The organism is Coprobacillus cateniformis, from assembly GCF_009767585.1.
Classification (GTDB): Bacteria; Bacillota_I; Bacilli_A; order Erysipelotrichales; family Coprobacillaceae; genus Coprobacillus; species Coprobacillus cateniformis.
The window spans coordinates 2,878,474-2,896,265 of sequence record NZ_WSNW01000001.1 but is presented as its reverse complement, the minus strand read 5'-3'; the positions used below and the strand labels follow the sequence as shown (position 1 = coordinate 2,896,265).

Below are 17,792 nucleotides of genomic sequence, written 5' to 3'. Positions count from 1 at the left end.
TCTTATCTATTTCTATTAAATTGTTACACTAACAGCTTTTCCATCAGGACCAGGAGTTTCATTCAGATAGGTTGCAACTTTCTCTCTGGTTTCTTGATTACTCACAACACAAGCAGAAACTTTAGTTGCTTCACCTTCAACAAGAGCATTTGCAAATCCAGAGCATCCTGGATATCCACATCCTCCGCAGTTAGCACCTGGAAGCATTTCAATAACATCAGCTATACGATGATCTTCTTCAACAACTAGATATTTATTTGCAATACCAAGAATACATCCTAAAACTGCTCCAATAGCCACCAATGATAAAACAGCACTAATATTCATCCTTGACCTCCTCCTTATGATGAGCAGTGTTGTGAGAACAAGCAATATTATTGCACCCACCACACTCGCTCAATTCTTCACACCCCTCAGGTTTAGGAGTGTTTTTGTTTAATAAATATGTTCCAATAAAGACAACAATTAAAATTGCCATCCAAACAAAAGCCCAAATATTCATTAAACAAGACCTGCGATTCCGGCAAGAGCACATGCCATAATACCAGCAGTAATTAATGCAATTGGAGTTCCTTTAAAACTTGCAGGAACATTTGCAATATCAAGTCTTTCTCTAATTGTTGCAAATACATAAATAACAATTGTAAAACCAATAGGAACTGCCAAACCAGCAACAGCTGCTTCAATAAAACTATAGTTAGCACTGATATTATCTAATGCAACACCAAGAACTGCACAGTTTGTTGTAATTAATGGTAAATAAACACCCATAGACTTATAAATCTCTGGACTTGTTTTCTTCAAAAACATTTCAACAAATTGAACAAGAGAAGCAATAACCAAAATAAATGTAATTAAATCTAAATAAGTAATTTCTAATGGTTTTAAAACCCCATGATAAATTGCATATGTGACAATCGATGCAACAAAAATAACAAATGTTACCGCATATCCCATATTTAATGCATTCTTTGGTTTCTTAGAAACTCCAAGTAATGGACAAACAGCATAGAATTTACTTAATACAACATTGTTAACAAATGTTAACCCAATAAACAAACTCACTAATCCCATACTATTTCACCTCCGCTTTCTTTGCTTTGTTTTCTTTTCTCACTCTTAAGAATTGAATAAAAGCAAGGATACAACCTAAAGTAATAAATGCTCCAGCAGGTTGTGTAAATAATGAAATGGAATAATCTTTAAAGAACTCAAATTGGAAAATCACTTGGCTTGCATCAAAGGGATTATATAAAGATAAACCACCAGAACCAATTAATTCTCTAAAGAACGAAATCACAACAACAGCAAATGTATATCCTAATCCCATTCCAATAGCATCTAATAAAGAATCAATAACACCATTCTTAGAAGCAAAACTTTCAGCTCTTCCAAGAATAATACAGTTAACAACAATTAATGGAATGAATACACCTAAAGACTCATATAAAGCTGGAGTATAGGCATTCATTAACATTTGTACACATTTTACTAATGTTGCAATAATAACAATAAATACAGGAATCCTAATTTCATTTGGAATTATCTTTCTAAGCAATGAAATAATGACATTACTCATAATCAAAACACAAATAACAGCCATTCCCATACCAATAGCATTTGTTAAAGTTGTAGTAATTGCTAGAGCTGAACATAGACCTAACAATAATACAAAGATTGGATTTTCAATAAATAATCCTTTTTTGAATATATCAAATTTTTTCATCTATGTTCCCTCCCTATTTAAAATTGTCTTCATAATGAGCAGTTGCTTCTTCAATACCTGTAATAACAGCACTTGAAGAAACAGTAGCACCAGAAATTGTATCAATAGAATCACCAATATTCTTTCCTACAATTCCATTTTTAAAGTCTGGTTCTGCAACTTTAGATCCAAAACCACTTGTTTCACCACTCGCATCAATAACTTCATAACCTTTATAAGTTCCATCATTATCTAAGGCAATAAGATAAACGATAGGTGTACTAGCACCACCATACCCTGTCACACTACATTTATATACATAACCATTTCCCTCTGCTTCATAAACACCTTGAATAGAAGGATACTTTGATGTATCAGTTTCTAACGCTTTAAATTCTGCAGAAGAATAAATTTTAACTAAATTTTCTTTTTCGCTTGCAATTTTAGCTTCTTGAATAATAGGATCAGTCATTTCGTAAACAACTGATAATGCTGCTCCTGAAAGTCCAGCAACGACTGCAAGGAAAAGAGCTAATTTTAATATTTTCATATATGATCCTCCTTATTTTGTTGCTGCAATTGCTTTTTTAATTGCAGAAACAATTCCTTTCGTTGTCATTGTTGCACCAGTTTTTGTATCAACACCATCGATATCAGCAAATCCAAATTCTTTTGCAAGATACTTATCATAGAATGCTTTTCCTTCTGGAGTTGCTACAGCTGTACCATGAATTAATTCAGCTCCATAGTATTCTGTTTCACCAGATGCATCTAAAAATTCAATTTTTGTTACCATTTGTTTTGCTTTATCAACAGTAATTTTTATTTTCATAGGTTCTGACTCTGTATATCCTACTTCACTCATTGTATAAACATAAGTATCACCTTTGACTTCACGTTCCATTTGTGACATAACAATAGCACCTTTAATCGCATTCACAATACCTTTTGTTGTCATTGTTGCACCAGTCTTTGTATCAACGCCATCAATATCACTTGTCTTAAACTCACCAGTTAAGAACTTATCATAGAATGCTTTTCCTTCAGGAGTTGCCACTGCAGTTCCATGAATAATTTCAGCTCCATAATATTCTGTTTCACCTGCTGATTCTAAAACCTTTACTGATTTAACAGTATCACCAGAAACTTTCACTTCAATTTTCATTGGTTGATCAGAAGAATATCCTGTTGTTTCCATAATATATCCGCCATCAACTTCTTCCAATACTTTCCAATTATAAGAATTAGCTTCTTCTTCAGCCTTTTTCTTTTCAGCTTCTTCTTTTTTCTTAGCTGCTAATTCTTCTTTTGCTTTTTTAGCTGCAATATCACTTTGAATACTATATCCTGCTCCAAAGACACAACCTATAGACACTGCCAAACAAACGCCAATTGTTGCCCATTGCTTAACAATTCTTGTATTTGTTCTTCCTAAAATAAATGAATCAATTAATGGTGTTAACATATTCATCATTAAAATAGAGAATAAAACACCTTCAGGATAATTTGCTTTTAAACGAATAATCATTGTTAAGAACCCGAGTCCAATTCCATAAATAATCTTACCAAGAGGACTCGTTGGAGAAGTGACTGGATCTGTTGCCATGAAAATAGCTCCAAACACGACTCCTCCAATACATAAATGCATAACAGGATAAGTGAATAAATCCAAACCATTCATGATTGCATAGACACCACTTAAAATAAGTACTGTTCCTAAATAGGCAACAGGAATTCTAGCATCAAAGACTCTTCTCAATGCCAAAACAACTCCGACAAGTAAGATTAACCAGATACATGTTTCTCCCAAAGTTCCACCATGTGTACCAGTCAATAAGTCCATCAATGTGTAGCTAAAGTCAGCACCACCCATCCAGTTTGTTCCAGCAAGCATTGTTGCAGGAGTCGCAGTTGATGTGATATCAACAATTCCTTGAGCTCCCGCCATCCCATTCACATATGGCAATAACTTATCACCAAATGATAAATGAACAAGGACACGACCTACCAATGCAGGATTAAAAATGTTATTTCCAAATCCTCCAAATACTAATTTTCCTAAGAAAATAGAAACGAAAGATCCAATTGCAACAACATATAAAGGTGTTCCTATTGGCAATGTTAAAGCAAAAATAACAGATGTAATAATAGGAAAACCATTTTTAATTTGTTCTAATACATTTGTTTTATGGATTAAGCCCCATACAGCTTCAGTTGCAACTCCCACAACAATTGAAACCACATAAATTAATGCAGCAGCAATTAATGGTTCATTAGTTGGGTAGTTATAGTAATAAAAATATAATGAGTAAGCAACAATCACCATAAGACCAATTGCCAAATCTCTCATAATTCTATGTGTAGAGAGCTTTTGTTTATAGTTTGGTGATGTTCTTTGTAAAGTAATCTTCATGATCAAACTCCTCTCTACGCTTTTCTTTTTTGTGCTAATTGATAACGACGTTTCGCTTTTGCAACCATATCTGTCACTTCAATCTTACTTGGACAGATGTAAGTACACATACCACATTCAACACAACGTTCAACATCTAATTTTCCAATCAATTCTACATTTCCAGCCTTTTCACCTTGCATAATACGTACAGGTTGTAAATGAGCTGGACAATGTAAAGTACATTCACCACATTTTAAACATGGTAAAGGCTGGATGTTTTCTTTTTTCATAACAGTGATGGCATTATTATGAGAATAAATAACGAATGTATCATTCATTACCGATTTTCCCATCATTGGTCCACCACCAACTAAGAATCCATCACAGTCATCATCAATATAACCACCAAGTTTTTCAACAATATAATTCACCGGTGTTCCAATCGCAACCTCTACGTTTTGTGGATTTTTAAGTCCATTCCCAGAGAATGTCACAACTCTATGTGTAATTGGCTCACCATTTCTAATTCCTTTAGATAAAGCAATTGCAGTTGATGAGTTATTGACTATAACACCAATTTCAGCAGGTAATTTATCAAACTCTTTCTTAAAGACTGTTTCAACCAAAACTCTTTCCCATCCCATTGGATAACGATCAGGAACTTCTCTTGGTTCAATATTGCTATAATTCTTTGCTTCTTCAACTAGTAATTCCATTAAGTCCGGTTTATGTTCTTTAATAGCAATAATTGCATTCTTCGCACCAGCAGCTTTCATTAAATATTGTGTTCCATCAAACAAAGCTTTAATATCTCTTTTCATTGCAAGATGATCACTTGTTAAAAATGGTTCACATTCAACACCATTAATTAAGATTGTTTCAATATTTTGAGGATGAGAATATTTGATATAAGTTGGGAATCCAGACCCACCTAACCCAATAATTCCTAATTCCTTAATTGCATTGAAGACTTCTTCCTGACTCATAGAATCAGGATTTTTAACTTCATACGCTTTCACTCTCTCATTTTTATGGTCATTTTCAATGACAATATGCTGTTGTAATCTTTTTGAAGCATGCATACGCTTTTCAATTCCCTTAACTGTTCCAGAAACTGATGAATAAATAGGAACATACATACTCTTGCGTGTTGCAATTTTTGTTCCTATACATACATGGTCTCCCTCTTTGACATGAACATCAAAGTCAGTTGCCATTCCTAAAACAAGGGGAATATAAACAACGTCAGGTGCTTCAATTGACAAAATAGGCTTATCTTTTGTTAAAGCCTTTTGTCCATTTAATTTTACTTTTCCTTTTCCAGATAAAATCGACATTGTATCCCTCCATATCTTAATACGTCATCATTATAACATTAACTCGCGATTTTGGGAACCTTTTCACGAGCCAATTTCTTATTTAGAAAACCAAAATAGGACTTTTTTTTGGCAATAATTATTTATTAAACAAAAAAAGGAAAAAGAATAAACAATATTTTCCAATCAATTATTCCTTTTCAATAATTTACATCGTTCTACAAATCTCATTTTTATTCGACATTTGCTATCACAACAGCCTGTCCAGATAACATAACACGAGAATTCTCTGTTATTGTCATATGCACACCTAAAATGGCATTGGCACCACGTTTCTCAGCTTTTTTAGTCAGTTCTTTCATCGCTTCTTTGATACTATCATCAACGATTCGACTCAACATCAATTGATCATCATATGCGTAAATATAACCCAAATCTTCAATGACTGTTTGATCTAAATAATAAGGTAGTGCTGAAATAATCATTTGCTTTCCCCCTCATCTTCTAAAATAACTGCTGTTCCCATTAACATCGGTTTCATTGTATCCCTTATATCAAAACAAATCCCTAAAACAGCATTCACACCTCTATCTTTTGCTTTATCTGCCAAACAATCTAAAGCATGATTCAAATACTTATCCATGTTCATAGCTATTCTGTTGAATCTAATTGCATCATCATAAGCAAAAACAATTCCTAGATCTTTGACAACTTTCTTACCAGGGTATGTTGATAATGTTGAAACAATCATATTTATCCCTCCTCGATTTGATTATATCACACAATAAAGCAAGGAAAAAACCAAACAGCGAAAAATCTTTCCCTTTATTTAATCATATTACTTGATTTTATAAAGTTACTATGTTAGAGTAGATTTGTAGACAAAGGAGGTCTTGATAAAATGAAACATTATGATGCTATTATTATTGGATTTGGTAAAGGTGGAAAAACGTTAGCTGGTGAGCTTGCAAAGCGTGGAAAAAAAGTGGCATTAATTGAAAAATCAAATCAAATGTATGGTGGAACATGCATTAACGAAGGATGTATTCCTTCTAAATCTTTAATTGTTCAAGCAGATACAAAAGAATATTTAGCAGCTGTTGAACAAAAAGAAAACTTAATTACAAAACTACGCCAAAAGAATTATGATAAATTGGCACAATTAGATAATGTTGATATTATTGATGGAACAGCAAGATTTGTAGACAATTATACAGTTGAAATTGATGGTCAAAAAACAATCTTTGCTGATTACATTTTTATTAATACTGGTTCAAAATCTGTGATTCCATCAATTCAAGGAATTCAAGAAGCCAAACATATATATACAAGTGCTACAATCATGAAAGAAACAACACTCCCAAAGAACTTAGCAATTATTGGTGGTGGATATATTGGTTTAGAACTTGCTAGTATGTATGCTCGTTATGGAAGTCAGGTCACAGTCTTTGAATTGAATGAACGCTTAGTTGGGCGTGAAGATGAAGATGTTGCTTTAGAAATCCAACATATCTTAGAAAATCAAGGTGTGCAATTTAAATTTAAGAGTCGTGTTCAAGAAGTCAGCAATCAAAATGAAAAAGCTGTCATTCACTACAGTCAAGATGAAACGCGATATATTGATCGTTTTGACGCCATTTTATTAGCAACTGGACGATCAGCAAATACTGCTGATTTAGGTTTAGAAAATACTGGTGTTCAAATGAATGAAAGAGGACAGATTATTGTTAATGAATATTTACAAACTGATGTTCCTCATATTTATGCAATGGGTGATGTTAAAGGTGGATTACAATTCACTTATATTTCATTAGATGATTATCGTATTGTTAAAGATCATCTTTTTGGAAATAAGACAAGAACCATTCATAATCGTGGTCATATTCCTTATTCAGTATTTATTTCACCAACATTCTCTCGCATAGGATTAAGTGAACAAGAAGCCACTCAGCAGGGATATGATGTCAAAATTGCAAAGCTCCCTACTGCTGCTATTCCTCGAGCCAATGTTGATGGCAAACCAGAAGGAATTTTAAAAGCGATTATAGATAAAAAAACTGATGCAATACTAGGTTGTGTCTTGTTATGTGAACGCAGTGAAGAAATGATTAACTTTGTTCAATTAGCAATGAATCAAAATATGAAATATCAAGATATTGCTAATCATATCTTTACTCATCCATCAATGAGTGAAGCTTTAAATGATCTGTTTAATATATAGGAGGAAAATTATATATGTCAAAAGTATTACATCGAAATGAAAATGAATTTTTAGATTTTTATCAAAATGCTGAATTACTCTTTATAGATTTCTTTGCTGAATGGTGTGGCCCATGTAAAATGTTAGCACCTAGTATAGATAAGTTGGCTGATGAACATCCTGAAGCAACAGTTGTGAAAATTGATGTTGATGCCACTCCTTTATTAGCAGCAAAATTCAATGTACAATCTATACCTAGTTTATTTGTTGTGAAAAAAGGTAAAATAACAAACAAGCAGTTAGGTTTTGTTCCCTATCCTGCTTTAGAGAATATGTTAAAGGGATAATTTATGAATTTTATCCTCGTCTTCTTTGAAGGGCTCTTCTCGTTTTTCTCCCCTTGCGTTTTGCCACTTATTCCTTTATATGTAGGATATCTTTCTGGTCAAAGCCATGATGAAGAAAAGCCTAGTCGTAAAAAATTATTTTTACTCACAACATGCTTTATTATTGGTATCTTTATAGCCATATTCTTATTAAATATATCAGTCCAAGTGATTAGTTCTTTTTTTAAAGAACATATGACCCTTATGACACGAATTGGTGGGATCTTGATTATTATATTAGGACTCTATCAGTTTGGTGTTATACGTTCACAAAAACTCAGTCAGACAAAACGTTTTTCTATGAAAAAATATATGCCATCACAATTTATATTTGCATTTGTTCTTGGCTTTACATTCGGTTTTGCTTGGACACCTTGTATTGGTCCAGCACTTGCATCAATTCTTATTCTAGGAACAAGTTCAGGTAGCTTTCTTATCAGTAACATATTGGTTATTATCTATGCTATAGGTTTAACTCTTCCTTTCTTTATTGTTGGGCTTTTTACTGACCAAACACTGGAATGGTTAAACAAACGTAAAAAATGGATGAACATTGCAGTCAAGGCAGGTGCAATTGTTCTCATTGTGATTGGTATCACGATGGTTACTGGTAAAATGAATGATATCTCAAAATATATGAGCAATGCTTCAACTCCCGTTGCGACACAAAAAGAACCTGTTGAACAAAATCAATTTCCTCTCCCTTATGCATTAAAAGATCAAAATCAGCAGGATATTTCTTTTCAGGATTTAAAAGGTAAAGTTGTCTTCCTTAATTTTTGGGCAACTTGGTGTCCACCATGTCAAAGAGAATTGCCTGAAATTCAAAAACTCTATGAAAAATATAAAGACAGCAATGAAGTTGCCATCATTACCATTGTTACTCCTGGCAATGGTGAGAAATCACAAGAAGAAATTATAGAATTTTTAGATGAAAAAGGTTATAATATGCCCGTACTCTTTGATAACGGTGAAGTGACTTCCTATTTCCAAATATCAAGTTTACCAACAACATTTATGATTGAAAAAACGGGCGAACCATATGGTTATGCAGTTGGTCAATTAAATTTGGAAATTATGGAATCGATGATTAATGAAGTTTTAAACAAGTGAGGTGAATAATGATGAAAAAACAATATGATATTGATTGTAATATTGCTCAAACATTAAATTTAATTGGTGACAAATGGACACTATTAATTTTACATGCTGTAAAAGTTGGATTCAAAACATATAAAGAACTACAAGAAAATCTCCCTGGTATTCCAACAAACCTTTTATCTAATCGTCTCAAAACTTTATGTGAAGATGATTTGTTAGATTGTGAGCTTTATTCAAAGCATCCACCTCGCTATCAATATAATCTTACTGATAAAAGCAATGATTTAGACGATATTTATAATGCCTTAATTATTTGGGGTGATCACCATTTACAAAAGAGTTTTAAATGCTTAAATCATAAAGATTGTGATGGAAATGTTCGTATCGTTTATGTCTGTGAAAAATGTGGCAAAGAACTTTCTAAAGATGAATTACTTGTTCATACACATTAAACTATAAATAAAACTGATGTTATCTTATAAAGAGATTTCATCAGTTTTTTTATGATTATATTTCTACCTTATTGAGTTGAGAGTCTTTGCACTTCTATGCTTATATAGACAAAGTTCATTTCCTTACTCATATCAATTCACTTGTATATACACAGTTCCTCTTCCACCTCAAGATAGCATTGTATTGATATTGATTTTCAACAATTCATATTTCTGTATTTATCTAACAAAAAGCGCTACACTATATATCTTTTATGAGCTCTTTTCATTACAGTAGTATTTATTTCTACCACCAAAAGTAACATTCTTGTTAATATATTACTACAGATTGTTTGTATAAGCATATTAAGTTATTCAGCTAATAATCTTTTATATTCACTCTTTATCTATATTCTCGATAAAAGAGTATAGACAATAGAATTTAAGCAAAAATAAAATGGATGCTCCCCATTCAATACAGGACAGCATCCATATACTAATATTTAATTCATAAATTTATATATCCAAGATTCTGGGTACATATTATTCTAATCAATTTCTTTAAATTTCATTATTTTCTTTTTAACTTCACAATTGTATCTAATTTAGATGTATATGGATATGTATCTAAAGGAATAATACTTTCAATTTGGTAATAACTACTCAATTCATCTAAATCCTTTGCTAGTGATGAAGGATGGTCACTTACATAAATAACATCTTTGACCTTTGATAATACTAAACTCTGTTTAATAGCACGACTTAGCTCTTCACATCTTATCACAGCAATATCAAATCTTTTCTTTTTACATTGCTGAACAGTTGCTTCGTCAATATTTTTACAGATAAATTCAACATTATCTTTATGTAAAAATTTCGCATTATCTTTTGCATCCTTAATATGATAATTTTTATCATCAATTGCAACAACATGTTGACTTAATGATAATTCTAATAATCCTATTCCACAGTTCAATGATAGTACACTCGTATTTTCAGGAATAAATGATTTCATTATATCTAATTTTTTCATTTCCATTTCTGGATTGATAGGAAATTCTGATTTTATAGAATATAAATATTGTTGTTCAAAACATTGAAAAGGCAATGTTGATTGACCATATATTTTTTTATAACCTTGTTGCTCAAAATCCTGATGCCTTGATGTATTGATTGTAAAATAAATACTTTTGACTTCTTCGATTTGCCCAATTGCTTTTGTCACTTCTTCACTTATTCCATCTTGTCCTGTAACAAAAAGCACTTGAATTTGTCCTGCAATATTTCTCACTTTCATAAAGCGAAGACCTTTTTTGACTTTATCATTATAATCTCTAACTTTATATTCATTTAAAATATTTTCAATTTTAACTAAACATTGATTAATTAATGGATCCTGCATCGAACAATTATTCATAAATGTTAAATACTTAGATTCTCTTTGATATATACCAACAGCAACTTTACCTTTAAAATAAGTCACTGGCAATGAAACGACCTTTTTATAACCAGTTTGTGTGATTGCTGGTATAACAGCTTTTATAGGAAGACTTTCTACATCAAAATCAGTATATTTCTTTAATGCATCTTTAAGTATTCCTTTCTTATGAGGAAGATGTTGTTTATAGGAAAGAGCAGTTAATGAACAACCTTGACAAAAATGATCTTCTTTACAGAAAGATTCAACTCGATCAGAGGAAACATTCATTGTCTTTAACACTTTTCCTTTTAAAAACTTACGATTATCTTCGATAATCTCTACTTCTACCATTTCACCAGGTAAAGCATTTTGAACAAAACATATCTTTTTATTGATATATCCAATCCCTTCACCATTAATTCCTAATTTCTTAATTTCTACTTGTTCTTTTCTCATCTTCTTTTCTCCTTAAATGTAACAAATTTGTAATATACATTCCAATATAAAATATTTCCGCTGCCCAATCAAACACAAACAAAATCACAACAATGAATGATAATGGTCCATAAACAGATTGAAAATCAGCAAACTGAAAATAAATATTTAATCCATAATATAAAACCAACATCAATGCACTTGCCACCAATGCACCTTGAAAAGCATCACTATGATGTGTGCGAATCCGTGGCACAATCATATAAATACTCATTAAACAAAATACCATCAAAAAATATAAAAAGATATGTCTTATCCCAAATAATGAATATAAAATATTAAATATATAAGCCAGTGGTCCTAAAGCCATGACTGCAATAATTCCAATAAACAATAGTAATAAGAATATTGTCACCTTAAATGTATAGATATAATAACTTATAAGACTCTCATCACGATCTTCCTGATACATATTCTTTGAGATTTCATAGATATTTCCAACACCTCTAGAAACTGTATAAATAGAAATAATCATAGTCACTAAAGCCACTGTATTAACAGAACGTGATTCTAAAACATCAATAATCATTGCTGAATATTCTGGCATCACAATCTGCTGAATAATATTTTCAATTAAGCTCATATCAATATTTAATAATGATGTCCCAACAGCAACCAGTGAAAAAGCAGGAACGATGATTAATAATAAATAAAACGATAAAGCTGCAGCCGCATAAGATGGTACAACAGCACGATAATCATCATAAATCTCTACACACTTATCATAAAAGTGTTTCACAATAATGCCTCCTTATTGATTAAGAAAGGAAAAACACTAGTCATGCTTTTCCTCTAATTCTTCTTCATCATTTTCTTCTTGGTTTAAAAGTTCTAATTGTAATTGAACGATTCTATTTTTATCAATCTGTTTAATTGTTAATAAAACTTGATCTATCTTTAAAACCTGATTTAATTCAGGGCTCCCATTACATTGACCTAAAACAAGACCTCCAATTGATTCAAAGTCTTCAGATGAAAATGTTGTTCCACATGTTTCATTCACTTCATCAATATTAAGACTTCCATCAATAAGATATTGTCCATTTTCTAATTCTATAATTGATGAATCTTCTAATTCATCATATTCATCATCAATTTCTCCAACAATCTCCTCAACAATATCCTCAAGAGTAACAATACCACTCATAACTCCATATTCATCAAGAACAATCGCTAAAGAAACATGTTCTTTACGCATAGCTTCAAAAACATCTGAGACATGATTAAATTCATACACAACAAATGTATCTCGCATAAATTCCTTCACATCAAATTTTGATTTCACAACTTTAGAAAGCATTAAGTCTTTAATATGCAAAACACCAATAATTTCATCATATGAATCTGAATGAACAGGTATTCTTGAAAATTGACTTTCTTTAAATGTTTTCATTAAATCATTATATGAAACATCATCAGCAACACTAGCCACATGAATTCTGGGTGTCATAATTTCTTTAATTTCGGTTTCACCAAATTCAAAAACATTATGAATCATTTCTTTTTCTTCATCTTCCAAGACACCTTCTTCATGAGAAACTGTCACAATTGTTTTTAAATCTTCTTCTGTCATTGTTGGTCCATTGTCTGTATCGCCACCTAATAGATGAATAAACAAACTTGAAATGACATTTAATACCACAACAACAGGTGTACATATCATTGTAATCAATTTAATAAAACGACAAACACCAAAAGCAATAGACTCGGCATTTTTTGTAGCTAAAGATTTTGGAGTAATTTCACCAAAGATTAAAATCATTAAAGTGACAAAACCAGTTGCAATTGCAACTCCAGTTCCTTCATTGCCAAACAAAGAAATCACAAATGATGTTGTTAATGAAGAAGCTCCTATGTTGACTAAATTATTACCCACTAAAATAGAACTTAACAAACGATCTTGATTCTCCAACAAAGAATCAACAATCTTCGCTTTCTTATTATTTTCCTCTGCTAAAGTTCTCACTCTAATTTTATTAACTGACATAAATGCTGTTTCACTCATTGAAAACAATGCCGATAAAGCAATTAATAAAATAAACATAAAAATCATAACTATCTGATTCGGGTCCACTTATAAAAAATCTCCTTATTACTAAATTTATTCAATCTTAATATAAATACGTGAAATTGTCAAATTTTCCTCTTTATTACATATATAATAGTATAATCTATTTTTATGAATTATCAACATTTAAAAATCATTTTAGGAGGAAATATGTATAAAATTGCCATAACTCTACGAAAGAAGGAAGATCACATGACCTTCTTTATGAACGATACTTATTATCAATTTCTTTCACCATATTTTGATATTGAACTTGTAGTTCCTAGAAAGGATCGTCAATATCAAGATGTTGTTAATAGAAATAATGCGCTACTTATTTGTGGAGGGAATGATATTGACCCTCATTATTATCACCAAGAATCACATCATTCAAACACTTTAGAAGATCATTTGATTGAAACTATGGACTTTGATATCTTTCAACAGTTTTATGAAGCAAAGAAACCTATTCTCGGTATCTGTCGTGGTATTCAAGTCATTAATATTTTATTTCAAGGAAGTTTATATCAGGACATTCCTTCACAATATCCAACGCTTATTCAACACAATAAAGATTATCACCATGTTCTTATTCAAAAAGATACATTATTAAGTCGCTATTTTCCATCTCAAATAAAAGTTAACTCTTCACATCATCAAAATATTAAAGATGTCCCTAAGACTTTAAAAATAAGTGCTATTAGTGAAGATGGTTTAATAGAAGGAATTGAAAACAACCAAATTCTAGCCGTTCAATGGCATCCAGAAAGAATGGATGAACAGCACCAAAAACAATTTATACAATATATCTTAGACTTTATACAAAATCATTCCTGAGATGATTTTGTATTTTTTATTATCTTAAACCAAAAATCCATAGTCTTCAATACATTTTTGCCATGACAATATAAAGACCACCCCGGCAAATGAAAGTTTCATTATAATTTAAACTCCATGATTTCACTATTATGGAAGCAGTATTTTTCTGTAACAGCTTGAATGATTATTTCATGTCAAGCCACAAACATCTTTTCATATCTTACATCTATATCTGCTGAACCAATTGATATACTGTTTTAACAATTCTAATCAAGCTTTTATATGACCTAGTCATTATTTTCTTATTAAGTTATCCATAAACTGGTCATTGTATATTTAATCAGATTGCTTTAAAAAATCTTTTATTGTTTCTATAAGTTCTCGATGTTGTTTCCTTCTTTGTACCAGAAATAAAATGGGGAATGTTACACAACAGGCAGCAATAATACCTAAAAACGCCATAATTAATGTTTGATTAATGAGTTCCATATATACACCTCTTTTGAGATTCAATTATAGCATAATTATATCAATTTAAAAATAAAGAATTAAACACTTTTCTATGTTTGATTCTCCATGAATTCACTATCCCAAAAGGCACAACTCATTTTACAATATCTATTAATATATAATTTCCCTAAATCATCTTTGATAACTCAAACACTCGTTACTTTGTACTAAAAATAAATACATGAATTGTAGACCTCTATTGTTAATATTAAAAAAGTAGTCATTCAACTACTTGTAAGTCTCTAAATGCTGATATAGTGTTCCAATAAGATTGGCATCATTTCTAAAATGGCATGGCACAATTTCAGGTTTATAAACATCAAATCCTAAATTATCATAAATAGCATCTAAATTTTTTTGGATGAATTCAATTAATAATGGCTGTGCACTAATTCCTCCACCAATCGCAACTTTCTCACAATCAAATATAATATGAACATTAAAAATTTGCGTAGCGACTTCTAATGAGAACTGATCAATCCCCTTAATGACCTTTTCATTTCCTTGATTTGCTAATTCAAAAATTTCTTTACCACTCATTTTTTTATCAGTTTCTAATTCTTCCTGAACTCTTTTTAACAAACCTTTAATTCCATTACGATCAGACCATGCATAATCCAACCCTATTGGATCTAGGCAATTCGTTTTCATAAATGAAAATTCTCCTGCACTAAAATGACGCCCTGTATGAACTTGATGATTCTTAATCAAACACCCACCAATTCCTGTTCCTAAAATAACAACAGCCCCATCTTGAATATCTTTTAAATTACCAAATCCAATTTCAGCATTAGCAGCACATTTAGCATCATTTCCAATCGTTATATTGATAGGACATCTTGCTTGCAGAACTTTTACAGTTTCCAATTTTTCTATGTAACGTAATGCCCCGCCAGTATAAGAATATCCTTTTTGAGGATCTATAATCCCAGGCATGCTTATAGCTATTCCAGAAATTTGAGAAGCATAACGATCATAAATTTCTCCTATAGTTTCAACAAAATGTTCCAATGAATCCATTGGTGTTGGCACACTTGATTTATCAAGTATTGATAAATCTTCTTGGATTAATGCATATTTAATAGCACTTCCCCCTACATCAAATGTTAAATATGTTTTCATTCCTTAAACCTCACTCTTATTTTCTCTTTTCTTTTATTGTAAACATATTTTTCAAGAAAGTAAACTGAAAACAAAGTATCACTTAAAAATTAGAAAAGAATTCACACAAAGTTATTATTGTCATCTGTATGTAAATTTGTTAAAATATGTACATTAGGAGGCATTTATAATGGAGTTTATTAAGAAGTTTGCAAAAGAAATTAGCGTCTTTGGTTTGGTGCTTGTTGTCTTTTTAGGATTATTTATTTATCGTCAAGCAACATTCAAAGATTATAAAACAATAAAACAATCTCATTTAACAGAAATGATTGAAAGCAAAGAAGACTTTGTTGTTGTCTTAGGGGATTCATCAAATACAACTGTCGCAGGTTATCAAACAATCATGACACAATATACAACAAAGAATCGTTCTACACCTTTCTATTATTTAGATACAAAAGATATAAAAAATATTAATGAGTATGTTGAAAAAACATTGGGAGAAAGTGTTTCTTACCCGGCAACATTTGTTATTAAAAAAGGCGAAGTTATTGCTAAAAAAGAAGGAAGTATGCAATACTATTCTTTATATGATTTCATCAAAGAAAATCTTAAGTAACTCTTGTTTTAAACAAGAGTTTTTCTATATCAAAATAACCAATCAAGATTCTCTCTTGATTGGTTATTTTATTATTTAACCACGATATATTTTCATGACCGTTGGCTGATAGATACGTTCTACACGTTCACTAATCAAACAAACAATTTCATAAGGAATTGTCTTTAATTCTTTAGCCATACGTGATAAAGTCATATGATCGCCAAAGATTTCAACTTCATCATGAACTTTGATATGTTCATCCACTTTAACCATCATCTGATCCATACAAACTCTTCCTACAATGGGATAATACTTACCTTGGATATAAACGTCTCTTCCTTGATTCGCACGGATAAAACCATCAGCATATCCAATTGGTAATGTTGCAATATATTCATCTTCAGGAGCCGTATAAGTTAATCCGTAACCTATTTTCTCTCCTTTTTTTATTTTTTTAATCATAACAACTCGACTATATAAAGACATGACTTGTTTTAAGTGTACACTCTCTTCACCAGCAGGATCCACACCATACATCGCTATTCCAATTCTTGCTAAATTGGATTTTTCTTCATGATGATACATCATAGAAGCAGAGTTTTGACAATGAATATAGCGAAACTGATGGTCTCCAACGATATCATAAAACATATTCAGTTGATTTTCATAAGCATCATTTTGCAGAGGATCATCAGCTGTTGCAAAGTGTGTAAAAACACCATCAATTTGAAAAATATCTTTAGGATAGTTTCTTAATACATCTTCAAATTCAGTTTTTGTTTTTAACCCAATTCTATTCATTCCTGTATCTATTTTTATATGCACCTTGACTGGCTTTTCATGATGATAAAGTTCAACAATCTCTTCCATATATTCCTTAGAGAATAAAGTTAATGTTATATCATAATCAATTACAAAATCAAGGTCTTTTAATGGAATTGCACCTAAAACCAAAATATCTTGTTCAATCCCTAATTTTCGTAAATCAATAGCTTCTTTTAAGGTTGCTACACCAAACATTGAAATGTGTTCATGATCCTTTAAAACATTGGCAACTTCCTGATATCCATGTCCATATGCATTTGCTTTAATAATTGCCATCATTGGCTTTTGAACTCTTTGGTATAATGTGTTGACATTGTCCTGCAAATAATCAAGACGTATCAATGCATGTGTATCACGATAATGTGTCACAGTAACACCCCTTTTCATTGTTCTAGTATAGTCTAATCAGCATTTTTTTTCAAGAAAAAATAGGGATTAAT

Annotated in this window: 21 protein-coding genes; 6 read left to right on the top strand and 15 right to left on the bottom strand. The window is 31.2% G+C overall.

Features of this window, described 5'->3' with window-relative positions; translation table 11 throughout:
- Positions 1–15: 15 nt before the first annotated feature.
- The 9 genes from GQF29_RS14290 to GQF29_RS14250 all read right to left on the bottom strand — a co-directional run bounded on the left by GQF29_RS14290 (position 16) and on the right by GQF29_RS14250 (position 6,167).
- The gene (locus tag GQF29_RS14290; protein ID WP_008790488.1) at positions 16–327 is read right to left on the bottom strand and encodes a (Fe-S)-binding protein; all 312 of its coding nucleotides are present in this window, start codon (positions 325–327) and stop codon (positions 16–18) included.
- Positions 317–502: a hypothetical protein gene (locus tag GQF29_RS14285; RefSeq protein WP_008790489.1), complete on the bottom strand. Its 186-nt coding sequence runs from the start codon at positions 500–502 to the stop codon at positions 317–319. The genes GQF29_RS14290 and GQF29_RS14285 overlap by 11 nt, the downstream gene beginning before the upstream one ends.
- The gene (locus GQF29_RS14280; RefSeq protein WP_008790490.1) at positions 502–1,074 is read right to left on the bottom strand and encodes an electron transport complex protein RnfA; all 573 of its coding nucleotides are present in this window, start codon (positions 1,072–1,074) and stop codon (positions 502–504) included. Before GQF29_RS14280 ends, GQF29_RS14285 begins: the two co-directional genes overlap by 1 nt.
- Position 1,075: 1 nt before the next feature.
- Positions 1,076–1,726 carry an electron transport complex subunit RsxE gene (rsxE, locus tag GQF29_RS14275; RefSeq protein WP_008790491.1) on the bottom strand — a complete coding sequence of 217 codons (651 nt, stop codon included), beginning with the start codon at positions 1,724–1,726 and terminating at the stop codon, positions 1,076–1,078.
- A 13-nt stretch (positions 1,727–1,739) separates the two neighbouring features.
- Positions 1,740–2,255 (bottom strand): RnfABCDGE type electron transport complex subunit G, encoded by a 516-nt coding sequence (locus GQF29_RS14270; protein WP_008790492.1) that lies wholly within the window; start codon positions 2,253–2,255, stop codon positions 1,740–1,742.
- 12 nt (positions 2,256–2,267) lie between these two features.
- On the bottom strand, positions 2,268–4,118 hold the full coding sequence (locus GQF29_RS14265; RefSeq protein WP_008790493.1) for an RnfABCDGE type electron transport complex subunit D: 1,851 nt from the start codon (positions 4,116–4,118) through the stop codon (positions 2,268–2,270).
- A gap of 14 nt (positions 4,119–4,132) precedes the next feature.
- Positions 4,133–5,437 carry an RnfABCDGE type electron transport complex subunit C gene (locus GQF29_RS14260; RefSeq protein WP_008790494.1) on the bottom strand — a complete coding sequence of 435 codons (1,305 nt, stop codon included), beginning with the start codon at positions 5,435–5,437 and terminating at the stop codon, positions 4,133–4,135.
- Between the two features lie 212 nt (positions 5,438–5,649).
- The gene (locus GQF29_RS14255) at positions 5,650–5,901 is read right to left on the bottom strand and encodes a heavy metal-binding domain-containing protein (protein ID WP_008790495.1); all 252 of its coding nucleotides are present in this window, start codon (positions 5,899–5,901) and stop codon (positions 5,650–5,652) included.
- Positions 5,898–6,167 carry a YbjQ family protein gene (locus GQF29_RS14250; RefSeq protein WP_008790496.1) on the bottom strand — a complete coding sequence of 90 codons (270 nt, stop codon included), beginning with the start codon at positions 6,165–6,167 and terminating at the stop codon, positions 5,898–5,900. Before GQF29_RS14250 ends, GQF29_RS14255 begins: the two co-directional genes overlap by 4 nt.
- 150 nt (positions 6,168–6,317) lie before the next feature.
- Between GQF29_RS14250 and GQF29_RS14245 the strand changes: the two genes are divergently transcribed.
- Genes GQF29_RS14245 through GQF29_RS14235 form a run of 4 tightly spaced genes read left to right on the top strand, consistent with a single transcriptional unit; the run spans position 6,318 to position 9,555 of the window.
- Complete coding sequence (locus tag GQF29_RS14245; protein WP_008790497.1) at positions 6,318–7,637, top strand: FAD-dependent oxidoreductase; 1,320 nt, start codon at positions 6,318–6,320, stop codon at positions 7,635–7,637.
- Between the two features lie 14 nt (positions 7,638–7,651).
- Entirely contained in the window at positions 7,652–7,963 is a 312-nt protein-coding gene (locus tag GQF29_RS18425; protein ID WP_054325292.1) for a thioredoxin family protein, read from the top strand.
- A gap of 3 nt (positions 7,964–7,966) precedes the next feature.
- The gene (locus GQF29_RS14240) at positions 7,967–9,115 is read left to right on the top strand and encodes a cytochrome c biogenesis protein/redoxin (protein WP_008790499.1); all 1,149 of its coding nucleotides are present in this window, start codon (positions 7,967–7,969) and stop codon (positions 9,113–9,115) included.
- A gap of 11 nt (positions 9,116–9,126) precedes the next feature.
- Positions 9,127–9,555 (top strand): winged helix-turn-helix transcriptional regulator, encoded by a 429-nt coding sequence (locus tag GQF29_RS14235; RefSeq protein WP_017143819.1) that lies wholly within the window; start codon positions 9,127–9,129, stop codon positions 9,553–9,555.
- Positions 9,556–10,105: 550 nt separating this feature from the next.
- On the opposite strand, the gene rlmD is transcribed toward GQF29_RS14235, so the two are convergent.
- From rlmD to GQF29_RS14220, 3 genes are read right to left on the bottom strand one after another with little or no spacing between them, the layout of a single operon-like run.
- Complete coding sequence (gene rlmD, locus GQF29_RS14230; protein ID WP_008790501.1) at positions 10,106–11,410, bottom strand: 23S rRNA (uracil(1939)-C(5))-methyltransferase RlmD; 1,305 nt, start codon at positions 11,408–11,410, stop codon at positions 10,106–10,108.
- Positions 11,385–12,188 carry a YihY/virulence factor BrkB family protein gene (locus GQF29_RS14225; protein ID WP_008790502.1) on the bottom strand — a complete coding sequence of 268 codons (804 nt, stop codon included), beginning with the start codon at positions 12,186–12,188 and terminating at the stop codon, positions 11,385–11,387. Before GQF29_RS14225 ends, rlmD begins: the two co-directional genes overlap by 26 nt.
- A 36-nt stretch (positions 12,189–12,224) precedes the next feature.
- Positions 12,225–13,523 carry an HlyC/CorC family transporter gene (locus GQF29_RS14220; RefSeq protein ID WP_008790503.1) on the bottom strand — a complete coding sequence of 433 codons (1,299 nt, stop codon included), beginning with the start codon at positions 13,521–13,523 and terminating at the stop codon, positions 12,225–12,227.
- Between the two features lie 144 nt (positions 13,524–13,667).
- On the opposite strand from GQF29_RS14220, the gene GQF29_RS14215 reads away from it, so the two are divergent.
- Positions 13,668–14,333 (top strand): gamma-glutamyl-gamma-aminobutyrate hydrolase family protein, encoded by a 666-nt coding sequence (locus GQF29_RS14215; protein WP_008790504.1) that lies wholly within the window; start codon positions 13,668–13,670, stop codon positions 14,331–14,333.
- A 318-nt stretch (positions 14,334–14,651) separates the two neighbouring features.
- On the opposite strand, the gene GQF29_RS18420 is transcribed toward GQF29_RS14215, so the two are convergent.
- Both GQF29_RS18420 and GQF29_RS14210 read right to left on the bottom strand, forming a co-directional pair.
- Entirely contained in the window at positions 14,652–14,804 is a 153-nt protein-coding gene (locus GQF29_RS18420) for a hypothetical protein (RefSeq protein ID WP_008790505.1), read from the bottom strand.
- Between the two features lie 249 nt (positions 14,805–15,053).
- A complete protein-coding gene (locus GQF29_RS14210) occupies positions 15,054–15,947 on the bottom strand; it encodes an ROK family protein (protein ID WP_008790506.1) in 894 nt (297 codons plus the stop codon).
- Between the two features lie 169 nt (positions 15,948–16,116).
- Here GQF29_RS14210 and GQF29_RS14205 point away from each other — a divergent pair, with 169 nt between their 5' ends.
- Positions 16,117–16,545, top strand: coding sequence for a hypothetical protein (locus GQF29_RS14205; RefSeq protein ID WP_008790507.1), 429 nt, complete (start codon positions 16,117–16,119; stop codon positions 16,543–16,545).
- A 75-nt stretch (positions 16,546–16,620) separates the two neighbouring features.
- Here GQF29_RS14205 and alr read toward each other — a convergent pair whose 3' ends face one another.
- On the bottom strand, positions 16,621–17,721 hold the full coding sequence (gene alr / locus GQF29_RS14200; protein WP_017143821.1) for an alanine racemase: 1,101 nt from the start codon (positions 17,719–17,721) through the stop codon (positions 16,621–16,623).
- Between the last annotated feature and the right edge of the window lie 71 nt (positions 17,722–17,792).

Excerpts from the sequence above, each read along its gene's own strand:
- GQF29_RS14290 (WP_008790488.1), bottom strand. The coding sequence starts at position 327 with ATGAATATTAGTGCTGTTTTATCATTGGTGGCTATTGGAGCAGTTTTA.
- GQF29_RS14285 (WP_008790489.1), bottom strand. The coding sequence starts at position 502 with ATGAATATTTGGGCTTTTGTTTGGATGGCAATTTTAATTGTTGTCTTT.
- GQF29_RS14280 (WP_008790490.1), bottom strand. The coding sequence starts at position 1,074 with ATGGGATTAGTGAGTTTGTTTATTGGGTTAACATTTGTTAACAATGTT.
- rsxE (WP_008790491.1), bottom strand. The coding sequence starts at position 1,726 with ATGAAAAAATTTGATATATTCAAAAAAGGATTATTTATTGAAAATCCA.
- GQF29_RS14270 (WP_008790492.1), bottom strand. The coding sequence starts at position 2,255 with ATGAAAATATTAAAATTAGCTCTTTTCCTTGCAGTCGTTGCTGGACTT.
- GQF29_RS14265 (WP_008790493.1), bottom strand. The coding sequence starts at position 4,118 with ATGAAGATTACTTTACAAAGAACATCACCAAACTATAAACAAAAGCTC.
- GQF29_RS14260 (WP_008790494.1), bottom strand. The coding sequence starts at position 5,437 with ATGTCGATTTTATCTGGAAAAGGAAAAGTAAAATTAAATGGACAAAAG.
- GQF29_RS14255 (WP_008790495.1), bottom strand. The coding sequence starts at position 5,901 with ATGATTATTTCAGCACTACCTTATTATTTAGATCAAACAGTCATTGAA.
- GQF29_RS14250 (WP_008790496.1), bottom strand. The coding sequence starts at position 6,167 with ATGATTGTTTCAACATTATCAACATACCCTGGTAAGAAAGTTGTCAAA.
- GQF29_RS14245 (WP_008790497.1), top strand. The coding sequence starts at position 6,318 with ATGAAACATTATGATGCTATTATTATTGGATTTGGTAAAGGTGGAAAA.
- GQF29_RS18425 (WP_054325292.1), top strand. The coding sequence starts at position 7,652 with ATGTCAAAAGTATTACATCGAAATGAAAATGAATTTTTAGATTTTTAT.
- GQF29_RS14240 (WP_008790499.1), top strand. The coding sequence starts at position 7,967 with ATGAATTTTATCCTCGTCTTCTTTGAAGGGCTCTTCTCGTTTTTCTCC.
- GQF29_RS14235 (WP_017143819.1), top strand. The coding sequence starts at position 9,127 with ATGAAAAAACAATATGATATTGATTGTAATATTGCTCAAACATTAAAT.
- rlmD (WP_008790501.1), bottom strand. The coding sequence starts at position 11,410 with ATGAGAAAAGAACAAGTAGAAATTAAGAAATTAGGAATTAATGGTGAA.
- GQF29_RS14215 (WP_008790504.1), top strand. The coding sequence starts at position 13,668 with ATGTATAAAATTGCCATAACTCTACGAAAGAAGGAAGATCACATGACC.
- GQF29_RS18420 (WP_008790505.1), bottom strand. The coding sequence starts at position 14,804 with ATGGAACTCATTAATCAAACATTAATTATGGCGTTTTTAGGTATTATT.
- GQF29_RS14210 (WP_008790506.1), bottom strand. The coding sequence starts at position 15,947 with ATGAAAACATATTTAACATTTGATGTAGGGGGAAGTGCTATTAAATAT.
- GQF29_RS14205 (WP_008790507.1), top strand. The coding sequence starts at position 16,117 with ATGGAGTTTATTAAGAAGTTTGCAAAAGAAATTAGCGTCTTTGGTTTG.